Annotated in this window: 16 protein-coding genes; 6 read left to right on the top strand and 10 right to left on the bottom strand. The window is 72.3% G+C overall.

Going from position 1 to position 17,926, the window contains the following annotated elements:
• Positions 1 to 51 precede the first annotated feature (51 nt).
• Genes AB0B02_RS00125 through AB0B02_RS00115 form a run of 3 tightly spaced genes read right to left on the bottom strand, consistent with a single transcriptional unit; the run spans position 52 to position 4,867 of the window.
• Complete coding sequence (locus AB0B02_RS00125) at positions 52 to 1,236, bottom strand: osmoprotectant NAGGN system M42 family peptidase (protein ID WP_281944145.1); 1,185 nt, start codon at positions 1,234 to 1,236, stop codon at positions 52 to 54.
• Positions 1,233 to 3,074, bottom strand: a complete 1,842-nt coding sequence (ngg, locus tag AB0B02_RS00120) for an N-acetylglutaminylglutamine synthetase (protein ID WP_281944143.1) — start codon at positions 3,072 to 3,074, stop codon at positions 1,233 to 1,235. The genes AB0B02_RS00125 and ngg overlap by 4 nt, the downstream gene beginning before the upstream one ends.
• A 2-nt stretch (positions 3,075 to 3,076) precedes the next feature.
• Positions 3,077 to 4,867, bottom strand: coding sequence for an N-acetylglutaminylglutamine amidotransferase (locus tag AB0B02_RS00115; protein ID WP_357291785.1), 1,791 nt, complete (start codon positions 4,865 to 4,867; stop codon positions 3,077 to 3,079).
• A gap of 286 nt (positions 4,868 to 5,153) precedes the next feature.
• On the opposite strand from AB0B02_RS00115, the gene AB0B02_RS00110 reads away from it, so the two are divergent.
• Complete coding sequence (locus tag AB0B02_RS00110) at positions 5,154 to 7,370, top strand: UvrD-helicase domain-containing protein (protein ID WP_357291781.1); 2,217 nt, start codon at positions 5,154 to 5,156, stop codon at positions 7,368 to 7,370.
• 75 nt (positions 7,371 to 7,445) lie between these two features.
• Here AB0B02_RS00110 and msrA read toward each other — a convergent pair whose 3' ends face one another.
• The 5 genes from msrA to AB0B02_RS00085 form a co-directional block, all read right to left on the bottom strand.
• Positions 7,446 to 8,108, bottom strand: coding sequence for a peptide-methionine (S)-S-oxide reductase MsrA (gene msrA / locus AB0B02_RS00105; RefSeq protein WP_281944135.1), 663 nt, complete (start codon positions 8,106 to 8,108; stop codon positions 7,446 to 7,448).
• 74 nt (positions 8,109 to 8,182) lie between these two features.
• A complete protein-coding gene (locus AB0B02_RS00100) occupies positions 8,183 to 8,803 on the bottom strand; it encodes a Fic family protein (RefSeq protein WP_357291778.1) in 621 nt (206 codons plus the stop codon).
• A gap of 382 nt (positions 8,804 to 9,185) precedes the next feature.
• A complete protein-coding gene (locus AB0B02_RS00095) occupies positions 9,186 to 9,602 on the bottom strand; it encodes an HIT family protein (RefSeq protein ID WP_357291774.1) in 417 nt (138 codons plus the stop codon).
• A 67-nt stretch (positions 9,603 to 9,669) separates the two neighbouring features.
• A complete protein-coding gene (locus AB0B02_RS00090) occupies positions 9,670 to 10,362 on the bottom strand; it encodes a nucleotidyl transferase AbiEii/AbiGii toxin family protein (RefSeq protein ID WP_357291770.1) in 693 nt (230 codons plus the stop codon).
• A 2-nt stretch (positions 10,363 to 10,364) separates the two neighbouring features.
• The gene (locus tag AB0B02_RS00085; RefSeq protein WP_357291767.1) at positions 10,365 to 10,691 is read right to left on the bottom strand and encodes a hypothetical protein; all 327 of its coding nucleotides are present in this window, start codon (positions 10,689 to 10,691) and stop codon (positions 10,365 to 10,367) included.
• A 97-nt stretch (positions 10,692 to 10,788) separates the two neighbouring features.
• On the opposite strand from AB0B02_RS00085, the gene AB0B02_RS00080 reads away from it, so the two are divergent.
• From AB0B02_RS00080 to ilvA, 4 genes are read left to right on the top strand one after another with little or no spacing between them, the layout of a single operon-like run.
• Positions 10,789 to 11,931, top strand: coding sequence for a cystathionine gamma-synthase (locus AB0B02_RS00080; RefSeq protein ID WP_357291764.1), 1,143 nt, complete (start codon positions 10,789 to 10,791; stop codon positions 11,929 to 11,931).
• 15 nt (positions 11,932 to 11,946) lie between these two features.
• On the top strand, positions 11,947 to 13,359 hold the full coding sequence (locus tag AB0B02_RS00075; RefSeq protein WP_281944123.1) for an amidase family protein: 1,413 nt from the start codon (positions 11,947 to 11,949) through the stop codon (positions 13,357 to 13,359).
• A 51-nt stretch (positions 13,360 to 13,410) separates the two neighbouring features.
• Positions 13,411 to 14,370: a DUF4328 domain-containing protein gene (locus AB0B02_RS00070; RefSeq protein WP_357291760.1), complete on the top strand. Its 960-nt coding sequence runs from the start codon at positions 13,411 to 13,413 to the stop codon at positions 14,368 to 14,370.
• Positions 14,367 to 15,587 carry a threonine ammonia-lyase gene (gene ilvA, locus AB0B02_RS00065; protein ID WP_281944119.1) on the top strand — a complete coding sequence of 407 codons (1,221 nt, stop codon included), beginning with the start codon at positions 14,367 to 14,369 and terminating at the stop codon, positions 15,585 to 15,587. The genes AB0B02_RS00070 and ilvA overlap by 4 nt, the downstream gene beginning before the upstream one ends.
• A gap of 124 nt (positions 15,588 to 15,711) precedes the next feature.
• Here the strand turns inward: ilvA and greA are convergent, their stop codons facing one another.
• Together greA and AB0B02_RS00055 are read right to left on the bottom strand one after the other, a co-directional pair.
• Positions 15,712 to 16,212: a transcription elongation factor GreA gene (gene greA, locus AB0B02_RS00060; protein ID WP_107162318.1), complete on the bottom strand. Its 501-nt coding sequence runs from the start codon at positions 16,210 to 16,212 to the stop codon at positions 15,712 to 15,714.
• Between the two features lie 148 nt (positions 16,213 to 16,360).
• A complete protein-coding gene (locus AB0B02_RS00055) occupies positions 16,361 to 16,792 on the bottom strand; it encodes a DUF4307 domain-containing protein (protein ID WP_281944115.1) in 432 nt (143 codons plus the stop codon).
• A 243-nt stretch (positions 16,793 to 17,035) separates the two neighbouring features.
• Here AB0B02_RS00055 and mca point away from each other — a divergent pair, with 243 nt between their 5' ends.
• On the top strand, positions 17,036 to 17,917 hold the full coding sequence (mca, locus tag AB0B02_RS00050; RefSeq protein WP_357291755.1) for a mycothiol conjugate amidase Mca: 882 nt from the start codon (positions 17,036 to 17,038) through the stop codon (positions 17,915 to 17,917).
• Positions 17,918 to 17,926 lie beyond the last annotated feature (9 nt).

Raw genomic sequence — 17,926 nt, 5'->3', positions numbered from 1 at the left:
CACGCTATCCACTTCCCGGCGGCATCGGCAACGAATTTCGATCACAGACGTTCACTCCACGCCGATCGGGCCCTCGCGCGGGCCGTCCTCGTGCGCCGGCTGCACCGCCAGCGACGGGAAGTCGGCCAGGTCGCCCTCCGGCTCGGCGTCCCACTCCGGGAAGACCAGCGGGCTCTGGAGGTAGAGGCAGAGCAGTTGGGTGAGGTGGTGGAGGCCGTCGAGGTGGGTCCGCTCGTGGCCGTGGGTGGCGTCCACGCCGAAGCCGAGCAGCGCCACCCGGGCGTGCGCACCGGCCTCGACCGCGGACGCCGCGTCCGAGCGGTAGTAGTCGAAGACGTCGCGGACCAGGTCGACGCCGTGCTCCTTGGCGATGGCGGCCAGGTTGCGGGTCAGGTGGTAGTCGAACGGCCCGACCCCGTCGCCCATGGCCAGCGTGGCGGCGGTCTCCCGGGACTGCTGGCCGGGTGCGACCACCGCCGCGTCCACCGAGACGATCTCCGCCACGTCCGGGTCGAGCCCGTGGCTGGCGCCGTGGCCGATCTCCTCGGTGACGGTGACCAGCAGGTGCGCGGTGACCGCCGGTGTCACCTCGGCGTCGACCATCGCCTTGAACGCGGTCAGCACCGCGGCCACCCCGGCCTTGTCGTCCAGGTGCCGGGACTTGACGTACCCGGTGGGGGTGATGGTCGGGTTGGGCAGCAGCGCGACGAAGTCCCCGGCGTCGATGCCGAGCGCCCGCAGGTCGGCCTCGTCGTGCACCGGCTCGTCGACCCGGACCTCGACCAGTTCCCAGCCGACGCCCTGGAGGTCGACCGCCTCGTTGTAGCGGTGCCCGCTCGCCTTCAGCGGCAGCACCTGGCCGGTGACCACCCGGTCCAGGTCGTCGGTGAAGATCCGCACGTGGGCGCCCTCGGCGAAGCGGGCGCTGTGCGTGCCGATCGGGTTGATCTCCAGCCGCCCGTTCTCCTTGAGCCGCTTCACCATGCCGCCGATGGTGTCGGTGTGCACCACGACGGCCCGGTCCGCGCCGGTCGGCCGGGGCCCGGGCAGGCAGGCGCTCAGCGCCCCGCGCCGGGTCAGCGTGGAGCTGATCCCGAGCGCGGAGAGCCGTTCGCCCACGTACTGCTGGATGTGGTCGGTGCGCCCGGACGGGCTGGGGATCTCCAGCAGTTCCACCAGCACCTGGCGCAGGTATTCGAGGTCGAGCTTGAGCGGTTGGGGTTTGCGTGCGGTCATGCCCCTGAGCCTGCCGCACCGGCCGGCGACCAGAGTCGCTGCGGTGCCCGCGTGCCCGGGAAGAGGAGGTCGACGAAGCGTTCGGCGGTCGGCTGCGGCTCGTGGTTGGCCAGCCCCGGCCGTTCGTTGGCCTCGATGAACACGTGCTCCGGGGCGTCCGGCGCGGGCACCAGCAGGTCCAGCCCGGTGACCGGGATGTCCAGCGCCCGGCTGGCCGTCACGCACGCCTCGGCGATCACCGGGTGCAGCTCGGCGGTCACGTCGTGGATGGTGCCGCCGGTGTGCAGGTTGGCCGTCCGGCGGACCGCCAGCACCTGACCCTCCGGCAGCACGTCGTGCATCTGGTAGCCGGCCTCGGCCACCACCTCGCGGGTCATGTCGTCGATCGGGATCCGGGACTCGCCACCGGTGGCGGCGGCCCGGCGGCGGCTCTGCCGCCCGATCAGCTCGGTGACGTCGTGCACGCCGTCGCCGGTGATCTGCGCCGGCCGGCGGACCGCGGCGGCCACCACCTCGTGGTCGATCACCACCACCCGCAGGTCCTCGCCCGCGCGCAGCTCCTCGATCAGCACGTCCGGGCAGAACCGCCGGGCCAGCTCGACGGCCGCGGTCAGCGCCTCCGGCGTCCGGACGCCGACGGTGATCCCGTTGCCCTGCTCGCCGCGCGCCGGCTTGACCACCACCGGGCCGACGTCGGCCAGGAACGCCAGGTCGTCGGGCTCGCCGGTGGCGGTGCGCCCACGCGGCACGGACAGGCCCGCCTCGGTGAGGATGCGCCGGGTCACCCGCTTGTCGTCGCAGCGGCTCATCGCCACCGCCGAGGTCAGCTCCGACAGCGACTCGCGGGTGTGGATGGTCCGGCCGCCGCTGGTCAGCTTCAGCTCACCCCAGTGCGGGTCGGTCACCTCCACCCGGATGCCGCGCCGCATCGCCTCGTCCGCGACGATCTTCGCGTACGGGTTCAGCTCGTCGTAACCCGCGGGCATGGCCGGCAGGAACAGCCGCTCGTTGATCGGGTTCTTCCGCTTCACGCAGAGCGTGCCGGTGCGGTGGAAGCCGAGCCGCTCGTAGAGCCGGATCGCGCCCGAGTTCTCCGCCAGCACGGACAGGTCCACGTACGCCCGGCCGCGCGCGTCGAGCTGGTCGGCGAGCGCGGTCAGCAGCGCCTGGCCGGTGCCGGGCGGCGCGGTGTTGAAGTCCACCGTCAGGCACCAGAGGCTGGCGCCCTGCTCCGGGTCGGCGAAGACCGCGACATGGTCCACGCCGGTGATGGTGCCGACCACCTCGCCGGCCGCGTCCTCGGCGACCAGATGCAGGAACCGGTCGGTGGCGGCGTTGTCCACCAGCACCTCGACCGGGGCGGTGACCATGCCGTTGCGGGCGTAGATCCGGTTCACCGCGTCCGCGTCGTCGGCGTCGCGCAGCGGCCGGACGGTCAACCCGGGGATGTCCTCGCCCTCGGTGGCGGCCGGCCGGTGCTCGCCCAGCGGCAGCCGGTAGGTCAGCGACGGGTCGATGAACAGCTCGTCCGGCAGCCGGGAGACCAGCACGTGCGGGTCGCGCAGGTAGATGCAGATGTCCCGGGCGCCGTTGGCCTCGGAGCGCAGCACGTCGGCGACGTGCACCTGGTCGGTGAAGGTCTGGCCGAAGACCAGCCGGCCCCAGCCGCAGTCCAGCACCACACCGGAGGCGTCGGTGGCCACGGCGGTGGACGGCAGCGCCGGCTCCGGCGTACCGGGGGCGACCGGGTCACCGCCCGGGCCGGTGCGTTCGCGACGCCGGCCCAGCACCCGTTCCCGGTCGGTGCGAGCCGTGCCGGTGGCGAGGGTGTCGGTCACGGTCAGTCGATTCCGTGGCTCTGGAGCCACATTTCCAGAAGTCCCAGTTGCCACAGCTTGTTTCCGTTCAACGGGGTCAGTTCGGCGTTCGGGTCGACGAGCAGCGCGTCGACGTAGTCGGCGCGGAACAGGTCACGGCGGCGCGCCTCGGGGGCGCTGAGCGCGTCGCGTACCCGGTCGAGGAGCTTGCCCTCCAGGTGGGTGAGGCCCGGGACCGGGAAGTAGCCCTTCGGCCGGTCGATGACCTCGTGCGGCAGCACCCGGCGGCCGATCTCCTTGAGCACGCCCTTGCCGCCCTGGGCCAGCTTCAGCTCCGGCGGGCAGCTCGCGGCCAGCTCGACGAACTCGTGGTCGAGGAACGGCACCCGGGCCTCCAGCCCGTGCGCCATGGTCATGTTGTCGACCCGCTTCACCGGGTCGTCGGTCAGCATGACCTGCGTGTCGATCCGCAGGCCGGCGTCGACCGCGGTCTGCGCGCCCGGCCGGCCCAGGTGCGCGGCGACGAACTCGCGCGCCGGGTCGCCGTCGGCCAGCCAGTCGGGGTTGAGCACCCGGGCCAGTCCGGCCGCGTCGCGGTCGAAGAACGCCTTCGCGTACGTGTCGAGCGCCGCCTCGCGGTCCACCCCGGCCAGCGGCGGGTACCAGTGGTAGCCGCCCAGGATCTCGTCCGCGCCCTGGCCCGACTGGACCACCTTCACGTGCCGCGCGACCTCCTGGCTGAGCAGCCAGAACGCCACGCAGTCGTGGCTGACCATGGGCTCGCTCATGGCCGCCACGGCGGCCTCCAGCGGCGGCAGCAGGTCGCCGGTGGGGACCCGGATCTGGTGGTGGTCGGTGCCGAACGTCTTCGCCACCAGGTCGGAGTAGACGAACTCGTCGCCCTCCCGGCCGCCCACCGCGTCGAAGCCGATGGAGAACGTGGCCAGGCCGGAGCGGGCCTGCCCCTCGCCGGCCAGCAGCGCGACCACCAGGCTGGAGTCGAGGCCGCCGGAGAGCAGCACACCCACCGGCACGTCGGCCACCATCCGGCGGCGTACCGCGGTGGTGAGCGAGTCGAGCAGCGCGTCCTGCCAGTCCCGCTCGGACCAGCCGGCCCGCTCGGTAGCCCGGCCGAACGTCGGGTCCCAGTAGACCCGCTCGCGGGTGGTGCCGTCCGCCTCGTACACCCGGACGGTGGCCGGCGGCAGCTTGGTGACGCCGGCGAGAATGGTCCGCGGCGGCGGCACGATGCTGTGGAAACTGAGGTAGTGGGCGAGCGCCACCCGGTCGATGGTGGTGTCGACGCCGCCACCGGCCAGCAGCGCCGGCAGGGTGGAGGCGAAGCGCACCACGCCGGGGCTCTCGGCCAGATACAGCGGCTTGATGCCGAGCCGGTCCCGGGCCAGCACCAGGCGGCCGGTGTCCCGTTCGCTGATCGCCACCGCGAACATGCCGACCAGGTGGTCGACGAAGTCGAGCCCCCACTCGGCGTACGCCTTGACCACGACCTCGCTGTCCCCGGCGGAGAAGAAGCGGTGCCCCTTGGCCTGCAACTCGGCGCGCAGCTCGCGGTAGTTGTAGATGCAGCCGTTGAAGACCCCGGTGAGGCCCGCGGCGGCGTCCACGATGGGTTGGCCGCTGGCCGCGGACAAGTCGATGATCTTCAGGCGCCGGTGTCCCAGCGCGGTCGGGCCCTGCGACCAGATGCCGCTGTCGTCGGGCCCTCGGTCACTCATCGTGGCCGCCATCCGTTCCACGGCCGAGACGTCGGCCCGTGAACCGTCACGACGGAACTCTCCCGCAAGTCCGCACATACGAGCCAATGCTGCCAGAGCTTGTTGCAGTTCGCCTGTTGAGACGATGACGAACGTGTGACAGCTTGCTACGATGCGCCGTCACCGACGGTGGTTGCCTGTCATGGTTTCGGTTCCTGCCCGCGCGGGACGGATGCCGGAAATGCGCCGGGCCCACGGTGTGACGAACCCCGCAGACCCGGTTCGGGCCGCCGCCGGCCGGCCGGTCGCCTGTCGGGGGGCCACAAACGGCCCCTGGACGGCAAGGCATTGAGACTCCTGTCTCCGCGGATTGGTTTCCTGGGCGATGCGGAGAATCCGCCCCTATGCTTGCCGCCGGAATGCGCCGCGGCTCATCGGGGCCGCCGGAAAGCCTCAATACGGGGATTCGCGAATGCGCCAGAATTATTCTTCGAACAACAGCACCCCTGCTGCCGCCGACGGTGTCGCGCGTCGATCCGCGATCGCTGAGGAACAGGCGTTTCTCGACCTGGCCACGGCCCGGCGCGACACGCTCGCCGACCATCTGCGGACCGAACTGTCGTCGGACCCCGCGGATGCGGTGGAACGGGCGCGGCAGCGCATGCTCCGCCGGCAGCACGAGGAACTGCGGCGAGCACGGGAAGGGCTGGTCTTCGGCCGTCTCGATGCTCGTGACGGCACCGTGCGACACGTGGGCCGCGTCGGTCTGCGCGACGACTGCGAGGACGGTGAGCCGCTGTTGCTGGATTGGCGGGCTCCCGCGGCTCGACCGTTCTACACCGCGACGGCTGTCGACCCGCAGGGTCAGGCACGGCGTCGTCACATCCGCACGACGGAATCGACAGTTGTCGGCGTGGACGACGAGCCGCTGGACGGGACGACAACCGCGGAACTCGTCGGTGAGGGCGCGCTGTTGGCCGCCCTGGACGAGCGACGTACGGGCCACCTGTCGACGGCGGTCTCCACGCTGCAGCGCGAACAGGACGACATCATCCGGGCCGAGGCGACCGGCCCGTTGATCGTCCAAGGGGGTCCCGGCACCGGCAAGACCGTGGTCGCCCTGCACCGCGTCGCCTATCTGCTGTTCGCCCACCCGACAATGGCGGAGCAGGCGGTTCTGGTCCTCGGACCCTCGCCGCGGTTCCTCCGCTATATCGCCCAGGTGCTGCCGGCGCTCGGTGAGACCGCCGTCGTCTCGGCGACCTGCGACACGCTGCTGCCCGGGATCCGCGTGGGCCGCGACGAGAGCCGGCCGCTCGCCGAGATCAAGGGGCGCGCCCTGTGGCAACCCGCGCTGGAGAACCACGTCACGTCGCTGCTTCCCCGGCCTCGTGAGCTGAAGCTGCGCTGGGAGGGCGAGTTCTACGTCATCCCCGCCGCGACCGTGGCACAGGCGCTCGTCTCGGCGGTGCAGGGCCGCCCGTACCACCGCGCCCGCGCGGCGTTCGCCGAGCAGTTGCACCACATCCTCGCCGACGCCGTCGTCGCGCAGCGCGAGGCGCTGATGGACGAGATGGAGGAGGGCTTCGAGGACATCCTCGCCCGCGTCGACAGGAGCATGCGGCACGACTCCGTCGGCAGGAGAGCCACCGGCAGCGACGTGGACGGGTTGTTCTCGGCGGAAGAGGTGGAGAGTCTTCCCGGTCGGATCGCCGAGAACGCCGCCATCGCCCGGTTCGTCGAGGCGTGGTGGCCCAGCCTCGACGCCGAGACCCTCCTGCGTGATCTCCTGGCCGACCGCGCCCTGCTGGCCCGGTTCGCCCCCCGGCTCACCACGGACGAGATCATCGCCGTCTCGGCCGAGCCGGCACCGTGGGCGTCGAGCGACATTCCCCTGCTCGACGCCCTCGCCGACCTGCTGGGCGAGGTCGAGACCCCGCAGCCCCAGGGCGAGTTCGTCGCCGACCAGGCCCGTCGGCGACGCGACTGGGTGTACGGCCACGTCGTCGTCGACGAGGCGCAGGAGCTGTCCGAGATGCAGTGGCAGATGGTCCTTCGGCGCTGTCCCGGTCGCTCCGTCACCGCGGTCGGCGACATCGACCAGGCGGCGGCCGCGCACCGGCACACCAGCTGGGCCCAGGCGGTGCAGGCGGTCTTCGGGGACCGCTGGACCGCCGCGGAACTGACCATCTGCTACCGGACCCCACGTGAGGTCATGAGCCTCACCGCACCCGTGCTGAGAGAAGCCGGCAGCCGCAACGCGCCGCCCCGGGCGGTGCGCTCCTCCGGCCGCACCCCCTGGGTGCGCACGGCCACGCCCGCCGAGCTGGCCGGCGTCGCCGTCGAAGCGGTGCGAGAGCTGCGGCAACGGTGGCAAGGCGGGACGGTCGGCGTCATCGCTCCCGCCGGCCGCATCGCCGAACTCCTGACCGTGCTGGCTGATGTGCCGGTGCTCACCGCGACCCAGTCGAAGGGACTGGAATGGGACGCGACGCTTCTCGTCGACCCCGAGGGCATCGCCGCCGAGCCGCGCGGCTGGAACGGCCTCTACGTCGCGCTCACCAGGTGCACCCAGGAACTCGGACAGGTGGCGCTCACGTAGCGGTCGCCTGTCGGGCACGACGACCGGTGTGGCGTACCCGCCGCGCCGCTCATCGTGCCCGCCGCGCCGCCGGCCTCAGCTCCCGGTGCGGGCCACGCCGACCGGGCAGCTCAGCCCGTTGGGCCCGTGGTTGCAGTAGCCGTTCGGGTTCTTCGTCGGCGCCAAATATTGCTGGTGGTAGTCCTCGGCGAAGAAGTAGTCGCCCAGCGGCGTGATCTCCGTGGTGATCTCACCCTTGCCGGCGCGCGCCACGATCGGCGCGAACGCGTCCCGCGACGCCGTGGCGGCGGCGAGCTGCTCGTCGGTGGTGGTGTAGATCGCGGAGCGGTACTGGGTGCCCACGTCGTTGCCCTGGCGCATGCCCTGGGTCGGGTCGTGGTTCTCCCAGAAGACCTTGAGCAGGTCCTCGTAGCTGATCGTCGACGGGTCGTAGACCACCTGGACCACCTCGGCGTGCCCGGTCATGCCCGAGCAGACCTCCTCGTACGTCGGGTTGGTGGTGTACCCGCCCGCGTAGCCGGCCGACGTGGTGAGCACGCCGGGCAGCGTCCAGAACAGGCGCTCGGCACCCCAGAAGCAGCCCATGCCGAAGACGGCGACCTGCGCGCCCTCCGGGAACGGGCCCTTCAGCGAGGACGGCAGCACCTCGTGCCGGTCGGCGATCGGCATGGCGAGCGGGCGGCCCGGCAGGGCCTGGTCGGGAGTGATCATCTCGGCCTTCATGCGGCGGAGGAACACGGTGGGTCTCCTCTCGTGGCTTTCCCAGCGTGTAACAGCGCCGGTCCCCGGTTCCTTACCCGTTCGGGCGACCGTCAGGCGGGACGGCCGCGCCGGTAACGGCTCTTCGTGTAGTCGTTCACCCACTTCTGGCTGCTTCGCCACGTGCCGTCGTCCGCCTTGACGGCTCTCAGTCGACCTCTCATGGCGGCAACACGAAGGGCGTTCTCGGTCAGGTCGGCCGTGGCCAACGCGGGAAGCGGCAGCAACTTCACCGGACCGGCCACCGCGGGCATGACGAAGCGGTAGAGGTTCGCGGTGACGCTGCGGGCGATCAGCTCTCCCAACAGCCCGGGGTCGCCGACGTCGGCCCGGCGCATGGCGCGTAGATAGGCATCCCGGTCCCGCTTGTAGATGATGGCGGGCGGATAACCCAGTCTGCCGAGAAGGAGGCTCAGCACCAGGCGGCCTGTTCGGCCGTTTCCGTCGAGGAACGGATGAATGGCTTCAAAGTCGTTGTGAACCACCGCCAGCCGTTCGGCAAGGGGCGTATCCGTCTTCGCTCGCAGTTCCGCGACACGGTCGAGCCAACTCCGGATCCGCGCATCGACCTCCGGCCAGGACGGCGGCTTCATCCCGCCGGGGAAGCGTGCGATCTCGTGCCGTCGGAAGTTGCCGGGCCCTTCGAGGTCGGTGGCGTGCGGGTGCGGGTCCACCGTCCAGACCGGGCTCCAACGCTTGGCCGTAAACCCATCGGGCCGCGTCGGCGTAGCCCCGGACCTCCATGTAGTCCCGCAGCGGTTTGGCCCCGACAGCGCGACCCTCGTCGAGAAGCTTCTCGACTTCCTGGAAGAACGAGGGTGTTCCCCTCGGCCCAGATGTCTTCTGCCTCGGCGGGTGTCGGTAGCCCGCCCAGCCGGTCTCGCAGTTCGCGGACTGCCTCCTCCATGCGCTGGTACACGGCGGCGCGGGAAGGGCGCCCAGGGCCGGACACGACCTGCTCCAATTTTGTTCGTTTCAGGGAATCAAAACGTACCGAACAAATTTGTCGACTCCGGGGAGACGCGCCGAGCGCCTGCTCCCCGGGCTGGCAGCCTCTCAGCCGCCCAGCGCGGCCGAGATCCGCCCGGCGAAGCCGGTCGCCTCGGTGTCGTCGGCGTAGCGGGTCCGGGGCCAGAAGAAGCCACGCAGCCCGTCGCCCTTGGTCCGGGGCACCACGTGGGTGTGCAGGTGCGGGACGGACTGGGACACCTTGTTGTTCATCGCCACGAACGTCCCACCGGAGCCCAGACCGGTCTCCACCGCCGCCGCGATCCGCTGCACCAGCCGGAAGTAGCCGGGCAGCGCGTCGCCCGGCAGGTCGGTCAGCGCCACCAGGTGGGTGCGCGGCACCACCAGCACGTGGCCCTTGAACACCGGCCGGGTGTCGAGGAACGCCACCCCGTCCGGCTCGTCCGTCACCACGAAGCCCGGCACCTCGCCGGCCACGATCCCGCAGAACAGGCACCCAGCCATCCGCCCAGGCTAGGCCCATCCCACCGGTCCCGCCGGGCACGCCTCACCCCGGACCGGGCGGGGTTGGTCAGGGCCGGTCCAGGTAGGTGTCCCAGTCGTCGTCGGGGATGCCGGGTGGGCCGGTTTCGCCGTTGACGAGGCGCGTCTGGATGTCCGCCTCCCACCGGTGGGCCCAGCGGCGCAGTTCTCCGATGTCGTCCTCACCGAGGCCGTAGGCCACGAACGTCTCGACGTCGAGTTCGTCGATCCCGCCGAGTCGGTCCGCGAGGTCATGCAGCGAGAATCCAGCGGTGTGCCGGGCGGCCAGGGACTCCATCTCGGCGCATGTCATTAACCTGTTGGCGGCCCGGACATCTATGTAGTCGCGATGGGCGGCGCGGTCGTGCAGCGCCCGGACCTTGAGCCCGACCGCGTCCTGGAGCGCCAACACCGGACCGACGTGCAGTTCGACCGGCGGACCGATCGCCTCTTTCAACAGGTCGACCTCGCAGTCCCCGGCTGGGCCACTGACCATCAGCCGGGCCATTCGAGGAGTCGCCTCGACCACACGACAGTCATGGCCCGCGGCCTGGTACGCCTCCGCCAGGCGATCAGCCACCGAGGCAAGCGGTAAGGCGGTGGCGGTGGCGAAGTCGATGTCGCGGGACGGGCGACGGAGGAGTTCGTGCGCGGCGAGGGCGTAGCCGCCGGCGAGCACCAGGCCGAGATCGTCGCCGGCCTGGAATCCGATCCGCAGCAGATGGAGATGCAGCTCGTCCACAGCTATGCGGCGAGGCCGGGCATTCGGCTCTCCCAGAGCGCGATGACCCGCCGCGCGGTCAACCTACGTATGCGGGGCCAATCCGCGCGGAGCAGGATGGGATTGACGTATCGGACGATGTCCTCACGTTGCCCGCAGTCCATCAACGTGCGGTACAGCGTGAGCCGCTGCCCGGAATCATCGACGTCGAAGTCGGTGAGCCCCGACCAGGCGAGGCGGACCGGCAGGCTGAGGTGCCCGTGATCCGGCCCACGGAGATCGTCGAGCGACGTGGGGATCCGGTGTACGACGCCGTGCAGGCGCGAGGGCAGCGCTTCGGTCGAACTCACCGGCCCAGTATGGCCGACCGGGCGACGACCTCCCGGTTGTGACCCGCGCGCCGGGTTACCGGCGTCGGGGTGAACCGGCGGGACTAACGTCTCGGGCATGAGTCACGGCTTCGAGACGCTCGCCATCCACGCCGGCCAGGACCCGGAGGCCCGCACCGGCGCGGTGATCCCTCCGATCTACCAGACCAGCACGTACGCCCAGGACGCGGTCGGCGCGCCCCGTGAGGGCTACGAGTACAGCCGCTCCGGCAACCCCACCCGGGACGCGTTGCAGGAGTGCCTGGCCGCGCTGGAGGGCGGCCCGATCGGGCTCGCCTTCGCCAGCGGCCTGGCCGCCGAGGACACGCTGCTGCGGACCGTCTGCAAGCCGGGCGACCACGTGGTGATCCCGGACGACGCGTACGGCGGCACCTACCGGCTGTTCGCGAAGGTGGCCGAGCGCTGGGGCCTGGACTACACCCCGGCGAAGGTCTCCGACCCGGCCGCGGTCCGGGCCGCGATCCGGCCCGGCGCCACCCGGATCGTCTGGGTGGAGACGCCGACGAACCCGCTGCTCGGCATCGCCGACATCGCCGCCCTGGCCGCCGTGGCGCACGACGCCGACGCGTTGCTGGTGGTCGACAACACGTTCGCCTCGCCGTACCTGCAACAGCCGATCGCGTTCGGCGCGGACGTGGTGGTGCACTCCACCACGAAGTACGTCGGCGGGCACTCCGACGTGGTCGGCGGCGCGCTGGTCGCGGCGGACCGCGGGCTCGGCGAGGAGTTGCGCTACCACCAGAACGCGATGGGCGCGGTCAACGGCCCGTTCGACGCCTGGCTCACGCTGCGCGGCATCAAGACCCTCGGGGTCCGGATGGACCGGCACTGCGACAACGCCGAGCGGATCGCCGCCTTCCTGGACGGCAACGCGAAGGTCGCCCAGGTGCTCTACCCGGGCCTGCCGTCGCACCCGGGTCACGAGGTGGCCGCCAAGCAGATGCGCCGGTTCGGTGGCATGATCTCGTTCCGCGCGGCGGGCGGTGAGGAGCACGCCGTGGAGATCTGCAACCGGGCCCGGCTGTTCGTGCTCGCCGAGTCGCTCGGCGGGGTGGAGTCCCTGATCGAGCACCCGGGCCGGATGACACACGCCAGCGCTGCCGGCTCGCCGCTTGAAGTTCCCGGCGATCTCGTGCGACTGTCTGTCGGCATCGAGACGGTCGACGACCTGCTCGCCGATCTGGAGCAGGCACTGGGCTGACCGCTGGACGGGAGGGTGGCAGTGCCGGACATCTTGCCGACGACCTGGGTCGGGGCGACCGCGAAGCAGATCGCCCGCGCGGTACGCCGCGGCGACGTCTCCGCCACCCAGGTGGTGGCCGACCACCTCGACCACGTGTCACGGGTCGACGCCGAGCTGGCCGCGTTCCGCACGGTCCGTGGCGGCGAGGCGATCACCGAGGCGGAGAAGGTCGACGAGCAGGAGGAACTGGCCGACCTGCCGCTGGCCGGGGTGCCGGTGGCGGTCAAGGAGAACACGCCGGTGGCCGGCCTGCCCACCTGGAACGGGTCGGCTGCGATGCGTACCCCGGTGGCGGAGGCCGACCACGAGGTGGTCCGGCGGCTGCGCGGCGCGGGCGCGGTGATCCTCGGGGTGACCCGGATGCCGGAACTCGGCCTCTGGGCCCTCACCGACGACGACACCGGCGTGACCCGCAACCCCTGGGACCGGACGCGTACCCCCGGCGGCTCCTCCGGCGGCGCCGCCGCCGCGGTGGCCGCCGGGTTGGTGCCGATGGCGCACGGCAACGACGGCCTCGGCTCGATCCGCATCCCGGCGGCCTGCTGCGGTCTGGTCGGGCTCAAGCCCGGCCGGGGCGTGGTGCCCTGCCAGCTCGGCGCGGACGACTGGTTCGGTCTCACCGAGCACGGCATGCTGACCGGGACGGTGGCGGACGCGGTGGTCGGCTTCTCGGTGCTGGCCGGCCGCCGGCCGGACAAGCTGGTCCCGCCGCCGCGGCTGCGGGTGGGCGTCTCGCTGCGCTCGCCGGTCCGGGGCGTCTCGCCGGACGCGCCGAACCGGGACGCGGTGGCCGCCGCCGGCCGGCTGCTGGCCGCCGCCGGGCACGACACCGTCCCGGCCGACCCGGTCTACCCGACCCGGCTGGGCCTCCAGGGCATCGCCACCTGGTTCGCGGCGGCCGCCGCCGACGTGCGGGCCGCCGGTGTGGCGCCACGCCAGCTCCAGCGGCGCAGCCGCCGGCACGTCGCGCTCGGCGAGTGGGCGCAGCGCCGGGGGTACGTCAGGGAGGCCGACCGGGCCGCCTGGCGCGAACGGTCGGTGCACTTCTTCGACGACCAGTCGGTCGACCTGCTGCTCACCCCCGCGCTGGCCGGGCCGCCGCCGGAGGCAGCCGGCTGGTCCGGCCGCTCCTGGCTGGCGAACATGTCGACGAACATCCGGTACGCCCCGTACGCCGCGCCGTGGAACATCGCCGGCCTGCCGTCGATCGTGGTGCCGGTCGGGCGTCGCCCGGACGGGCTGCCGGTCGGGGTGCAGTTCGTCGGCCCGCCCGGCTCCGAACTGCTGCTGCTCGGGGTGGCCGGCCAGTTCGAGATGCAGGCGCCGTGGCAGCGGCACGCCCCCGGCTATCCCCGCGTCGGAACGGGGTCACCGGCCGTCGCATGATCGTCTAACGTGTGCGCGTCCCTGTCGCGCGCACTCCTCCGGACGGTCCCGATGCACTGCCAGACCTGCGGGGACGCCACCTCGCCCGCCTTCGACGAGTGCCAGCGCTGCGGCACCCGCCACGGCCAGCCCCCAGTCCTGCCCGGCGTGCCCACGTACCCGGTCCGGGGCCTGGGGTCGGCCCTCTGTGTCGCGGTCGGCGCGACCGCCGCGCTGTTCACGCTCTCCGCGCTCTTCCCGCTGCTCGGCGTCCGCCTGGCCCGCTCGGCCGCCGAGCAGCTCGACCGGGACGTGCTGCTCGGCGCGGTGCTCGCCGAGGTCCTGCTCACCCTGCCGTTCATCCTGGCCGTGCTGGTGGCCGCCACGCTGGTGGTGATCTGGACGTGGCGGGTGCGCAAGAACCTGGACGCCTTCTCCGGCGCCGCGCCGACGCAGAGCCCCGCCTGGGCGATCGCCGGCTGGCTGGTGCCGTTCGCCAACTTCGTCGTGCCGGCCCGGGTGGTGGCCGAGGTGGCGCGGTTCAGCCTGTGGCGCCGCCGAACGCCGTGGCTGGTGCCGCTCTGGTGGGCGGCCTGGCTGGTCTTCTCCATCGGGGAGCGGGTGGTGGCGCAGCTGGAGGAGCAGCGGTACGAGCGGCTGACCGAGTGGCCGCGCAGCGAGGCCGAGTTCGCCACGTACGTCACGTTCTACCGGGAGTCGCTCGCGCCCCGCCTGCTGCCGGTGCTCGCCTGCCTGGTCGCCGCGATCTCTTTCGTCGTGCTGGTTCGCCGGATCTCCGTCGCCCAGCAGGACCGGATCGCGCGGGCCCGACCGGCGTTCCCGGGCTGGCCCGGTCACCCCGGCTGGCCGGGACATTCCGGCTGGTCAGGGCAGTCCGGTCAGGCTGGCCGGCCCGGTTGGCCGGCGGCCGGGGCGGCCGGCCCCGCACCTGTCGTGGGGCCCGCGCCCGGTGCGCCCGTGGCGACGTCGCCGCAGCTTCCGCCCGGTGCGGGTGGCACGATCGGGGCATGACGGAACTGGTCGGTCTCGCCGACGTACAGGCCGCGCGGGAGCTGCTCGCCGGCGTCACCCGGACCACCCCGCTGGAGCCGTTCCGGCCGCTCAGCGCCGCGTTCGGTGGGCCGGTCATGCTCAAGTGCGAGAACATGCAGCGCGCCGGGTCGTACAAGGTGCGCGGCGCGTACGTGCGGATCTCCCGGCTCTCGGCGCAGGACCGGGCCCGGGGCGTGGTGGCGGCCAGCGCCGGCAACCACGCCCAGGGCGTGGCGCTCGCCGCCGGCCTGCTCGGCGCGGAGGCCACCGTCTTCATGCCGGTGAACGCGCCGCTGCCGAAGGTCTCCGCGACCAAGGGGTACGGCGCCCGCATCGAACTGGTCGGCACCACTGTCGACGAGGCGCTGGTCGCGGCGCAGACGTTCGCGGAGCGGACCGGCGCGGTGTTCATCCACCCGTTCGACCATCCGGACGTCATCGCCGGTCAGGGCACGGTGGCGTTGGAGATCCTCGAACAGTGCCCGGACGTGCGCACCATCGTGACCGGGGTGGGTGGCGGCGGCCTCGTCTCCGGGATCGCGGTGGTGGCCAAGGCGCTGCGCCCGGACATCCGGGTGATCGGGGTGCAGGCGGCGAGCGCCGCCGCCTTCCCGCCCTCGCTGCGGGCCGGCGAGCCGGTGCGGCTGCCCGCCTTCTCGACGATCGCCGACGGCATCGCCGTGGGGCGTCCCGGCGAACTGACGTTCACCCACGTCCAGCGGCTGGTCGACGACGTGGTCACGGTCTCCGAGGAGGACATCTCACGGGCGTTGCTGACGCTGATGGAGCGCGGCAAGCAGGTGGTGGAGCCGGCCGGCGCGGTCGGCGTGGCGGCGCTGCTGGCGGCCGTCGTGGAGGTGGAGTCGCCGGTGGTGGCGGTGCTCTCCGGCGGCAACATCGACCCGTTGCTGATGCTCCGGATGATCGAGCACGGGCTGGCGGCGACCGGGCGTTTCCTGCGCATCACGGTGCGCTGCACGGACCGGCCCGGGCAGCTCGCCTCGCTGCTGGGTGAGATCGCCGGGCACCGGGCGAACGTGGTGGACGTGGTGCACCAGCGGGCGAACCCGCACCTGCGGCTCGGGGAGGTGGAGGTGGCACTCTCGGTGGAGACCCGCGGGGTGACGCACTCGGACAAGCTGATCAGCGCGTTGCGGGCCAGCGGCTACCAGGTGGATCTGGTCGGCGCCGTGTGAGATCGCGAACGCCCCGGCCGGATGATCCGGTCGGGGCGTTCGAGTGGAGTGGCTCGGGTCCGAGGAGCCTGTCAGCCTCGGTCGGGTCGGACCCGAGCCGGCCGGCGCGGGTCCGCCAGCGGGATCAGCCGGAGTACGGCTCGAAGGACACCACCGTCACCTTGATGTCGGCGCCGCTCGGCGCCGTGTAGGTGCAGGTCTGGCCGGCCTTGCCACCGAGGATCGCCTTGCCGAGCGCGGACTCGGGGCTGTAGACGGTCAGCTCGGTGGTGGAGGCGATCTCGCGGGAGCCGAGCAGGAAGGTCTCGGTGTCGTCGGCGTCGTCGTCGAAGTAGATCGTCACGACCATGCCGGGCGACACCGCGTCGGCATCCGGCGCCTCACCGACCTTGGCGGTGCGGAGCAGCTCCTTCAGGTAGAGGATGCGTCCCTCGGCCTTGCCCTGCTCCTCGCGGGCGGCGTGGTAGCCACCGTTCTCCCGCAGGTCGCCCTCCTCGCGCCGGGCGTTGATCTCGGCGGCGATGACCGGCCGGTTGGCGATCAGCTCGTCGAGCTCGCCCTGCAGGCGGTCGTACGCGTCCTGGGACAGCCAGGTGGCGGGCGCCTCGTTTCCGTTGGTGGACACAGGCGATCTCCTCGGTTGGTGCGGACTGGCTGACAGGTGAACTACCAAGCTACCAGTGCCGTGCCCGTCCGGGTGCGCTCGATCACCCGGGGTGCCGGCGGCGGGACCCACCCGGGTGCGAGGTCCGGCGGCTCGCCGGCGCTCCGGCTCAGGCCGGTCGGCAGCGCAACACCTCACCGATGAACGGCCGGGCGCTGGTCGGCACCTCCTGGCTGGCCCGGACGTGCCGCTGGCCGGGCCCGGCGGTCACGGTGGCCTCGACGTGGCCCACCTCGGCGCCGTCGTGCGAGCGGGCCCGCAGCAGGCAGGTGGCCGCGCCGCCCGGCGGCACGGTGACCCGGAAGTCGACCACCACCCGGGAGTCGGTGATCCCGGTGTAACTGATCATCTCGCCCCGGTACTCCGGGTCGCCGTACTGGGTGTAGAGCTTCGCGGCAGCCAACCCGAGCACGGCCAGCACGACCGCCACGGTCAGCGCGAGCAGAAGCGGCCGGCGGCGACCCGGCTCCCGGCGGCGGCCGTAGCGGCCGGGCGGGAAGACCGGCGTACCCGGTACGACTGTGGCGTGCGTCTCGCTCACCGGCGGGTATCTCCTGGCGTTGTTGTCGGCGGCATCGGCAAGAATGGCAGGGTCCATCTTCCCAGCCCGGCGCTGAGCCAAGGATGGCAGGTCGGCCCCGACCGGTCCGAGTGGTCCCGGCCACTCCGACGGGGTGCCGGCCGGCCAGCACGGGGGCTTTCGCGGGCGCGGGGGGAGATTCCGGCAGGTCAGCCGGTCGGCCCGGGTGGGTCGGCCGGTGGGCACAGACGAGGAGCGCCCAAGGTGGCAGAGCAGCTGCGTCTCATGGCGGTGCACGCCCATCCCGACGACGAGTCGAGCAAGGGCGCCGCCACCATGGCGAAATACGTCGCCGAGGGGGTGGAGGTGCTGGTCGTCACGTGCACCGGCGGCGAGCGGGGCAGCGTGCTGAACCCCAAGATGGACCGGCCGGACGTGTGGGCCAACATCGGCGACATCCGCCGGGCCGAGATGGACGCCGCCCGCGCCATCCTCGGCGTCGAGCAGGCGTGGCTCGGCTTCGTCGACTCCGGGCTGCCCGAGGGCGACCCGTTGCCGCCGCTGCCGGAGGGCTGCTTCGCCCTCCAGGAGGTGGAGGCCGCCGCCGCGCCACTGGTGCGGCTGATGCGGCAGTTCCGCCCGCACGTGGTCACCACGTACGACGAGGAGGGCGGCTACCCGCACCCGGACCACATCATGACCCACAAGGTCACCGTGGCCGCGTTCGAGGCGGCCGGCGACCCGGAGCGCCACCAGGAGCTGGGCGAGCCCTGGCAGCCGCTCAAGCTCTACTACGACGTGGGCTTCTCCCGCGCCAAGATCATGAGCCTGCACGAGGCGATGCTCGCCGCCGGCCGCGAGTCGCCGTACGGGGAGTGGATGAAGCGCTGGGAGGACCGCCCCGACAAGGGCGACCGGATCACCACCCGGGTCGACTGCGCCGCCTACTTCCCGGTCCGCGACGACGCGCTGCGCGCCCACGCCACCCAGATCGACCCGGACGGGTTCTGGTTCCAGGTGCCGATGGACCTCCAGCAGCGCGCCTGGCCCACGGAGGACTTCCAACTCGCCCGTTCGCTGGTGAACAGCCCGCTCCCCGAGTCGGACCTCTTCGCCGGCGTGCGCGAGACGTGCCGTGCCCACTGACGTCGGCGC

It is taken from the genome of Micromonospora sp. NPDC049240 (genome assembly GCF_040647835.1).
Classification (GTDB): Bacteria; Actinomycetota; Actinomycetes; order Mycobacteriales; family Micromonosporaceae; genus Micromonospora.
Note: the sequence above shows the minus strand (reverse complement) of the source record. Positions and strands in the feature narration are given on the sequence as shown.

Excerpts from the sequence above, each read along its gene's own strand:
- AB0B02_RS00125 (WP_281944145.1), bottom strand. The coding sequence starts at position 1,236 with ATGACCGCACGCAAACCCCAACCGCTCAAGCTCGACCTCGAATACCTG.
- AB0B02_RS00115 (WP_357291785.1), bottom strand. The coding sequence starts at position 4,867 with ATGTGCGGACTTGCGGGAGAGTTCCGTCGTGACGGTTCACGGGCCGAC.
- AB0B02_RS00110 (WP_357291781.1), top strand. The coding sequence starts at position 5,154 with ATGCGGAGAATCCGCCCCTATGCTTGCCGCCGGAATGCGCCGCGGCTC.
- AB0B02_RS00095 (WP_357291774.1), bottom strand. The coding sequence starts at position 9,602 with ATGGCTGGGTGCCTGTTCTGCGGGATCGTGGCCGGCGAGGTGCCGGGC.
- AB0B02_RS00080 (WP_357291764.1), top strand. The coding sequence starts at position 10,789 with ATGAGTCACGGCTTCGAGACGCTCGCCATCCACGCCGGCCAGGACCCG.
- AB0B02_RS00070 (WP_357291760.1), top strand. The coding sequence starts at position 13,411 with ATGCACTGCCAGACCTGCGGGGACGCCACCTCGCCCGCCTTCGACGAG.
- ilvA (WP_281944119.1), top strand. The coding sequence starts at position 14,367 with ATGACGGAACTGGTCGGTCTCGCCGACGTACAGGCCGCGCGGGAGCTG.